The organism is Nocardia sp. NPDC058497 (assembly GCF_042720195.1).
Lineage (GTDB): Bacteria > Actinomycetota > Actinomycetes > Mycobacteriales > Mycobacteriaceae > Nocardia.
This window is the reverse complement of record NZ_JBHXMY010001055.1, coordinates 1-1,062: the sequence shown is the minus strand read 5'-3', so window position 1 is coordinate 1,062 and position 1,062 is coordinate 1. Positions and strand designations below refer to the sequence as shown.

The 1,062-nt window shown below is 67.3% G+C and carries 2 protein-coding genes and 1 pseudogene; all 3 read right to left on the bottom strand.

From position 1 onward, the window contains the following. Positions 1 to 148: 148 nt before the first annotated feature. Positions 149 to 535: a 50S ribosomal protein L20 gene (gene rplT, locus ACFWPJ_RS33670; RefSeq protein WP_019046423.1), complete on the bottom strand. Its 387-nt coding sequence runs from the start codon at positions 533 to 535 to the stop codon at positions 149 to 151. A gap of 100 nt (positions 536 to 635) precedes the next feature. After that, positions 636 to 833: a 50S ribosomal protein L35 gene (rpmI, locus tag ACFWPJ_RS33665; protein ID WP_218716546.1), complete on the bottom strand. Its 198-nt coding sequence runs from the start codon at positions 831 to 833 to the stop codon at positions 636 to 638. Between the two features lie 31 nt (positions 834 to 864). Continuing rightward, positions 865 to 1,062 (bottom strand): annotated as a pseudogene (locus tag ACFWPJ_RS33660) (translation initiation factor IF-3); the annotation flags it as partial.

The window sequence follows — 1,062 nt, the reverse complement described above, 5'->3', positions numbered from 1 at the left end:
TGTTTGGGCGCGAGTCTTTTTTTTTTTATAGGATCAGTGGGGGGGGGGGGGGGGGGGGGGGTGTGTTCTCCGGCCACACCCCCCGGGGTTGGGCGCTCGGAGAGCGCGTCCACGGGTCGTTCCGACAGATCGCTGTGCGTCGTCAAGCTCAGGCAGCGGTGGCCGGGGCGTTGACGTCGGCGGGCAGCGCGGCCTTGGCGACAGCGACGAGACCGGCGAAGGCCTCGGCGTCGGAGACGGCGAGCTCGGCGAGGATCTTGCGGTCAACCTCGACACCGGCGGCCTTGAGGCCCTGGATGAAGCGGTTGTAGGTGATGTCGTTCAGACGCGCGGCGGCGTTGATACGAGCGATCCACAGCTTGCGGAAGTCACCCTTGCGCGCCTTGCGGTCGCGGTAGGCGTAGGTCAGCGAGTGGAGCTGCTGTTCCTTGGCCTTGCGGTACAGGCGCGAGCGCTGGCCCCGGTAGCCCTTGGAGGCCTCGAGGATGGAACGGCGCTTCTTCTGAGCGTTGACAGCCCTTTTGACGCGTGCCACTTTTCAGTCCTTGATCATCTGGGGGCGCGGCGGGCGCCCGAGTTCGGTAGTTGTCGGCGTCCGGTTATCCCGGCCGCGGAATCGTCAGGTTGCGACGGTCTCAGGCGAGACCGAGCAGCCGCTTCACGCGGGGGGCGTCGACGGCAGCGACGGACTCCGTGCCTTCCAGACGACGAGTCCGGCGGGTGGCCTTGTGCTCCAGGAGGTGGCGACGGTTCGCCTGCTCGCGAAGCAGCTTGCCACTGCCGGTCACCTTGAATCGCTTCTTGGCGCCGCTGTGGGTCTTGTTCTTCGGCATGGATTCCTCTATCTAGTCGGTGAAATCGGTGTTACTGCGAGTCGGCCTGCGCAGCCTGCTCGGCAGGCGCGGTCGGCTCGACCGTCGCAGCCGGGTCGGCGCTCGCGGGACCGGTCGGCAGCGGACGTGCCGCCGGCGCCGATTCCTGCTGTGCCTTCACCCGCGTCTTCGCGCCCTTGTGGGGAGCGAGGACCATGGTCATGTTGCGGCCGTCCTGCTTGGCCGAGGT

Coding starts and splice junctions, on each gene's coding strand:
- rpmI (WP_218716546.1), bottom strand. CDS start 833: ATGCCGAAGAACAAGACCCACAGCGGCGCCAAGAAGCGATTCAAGGTG.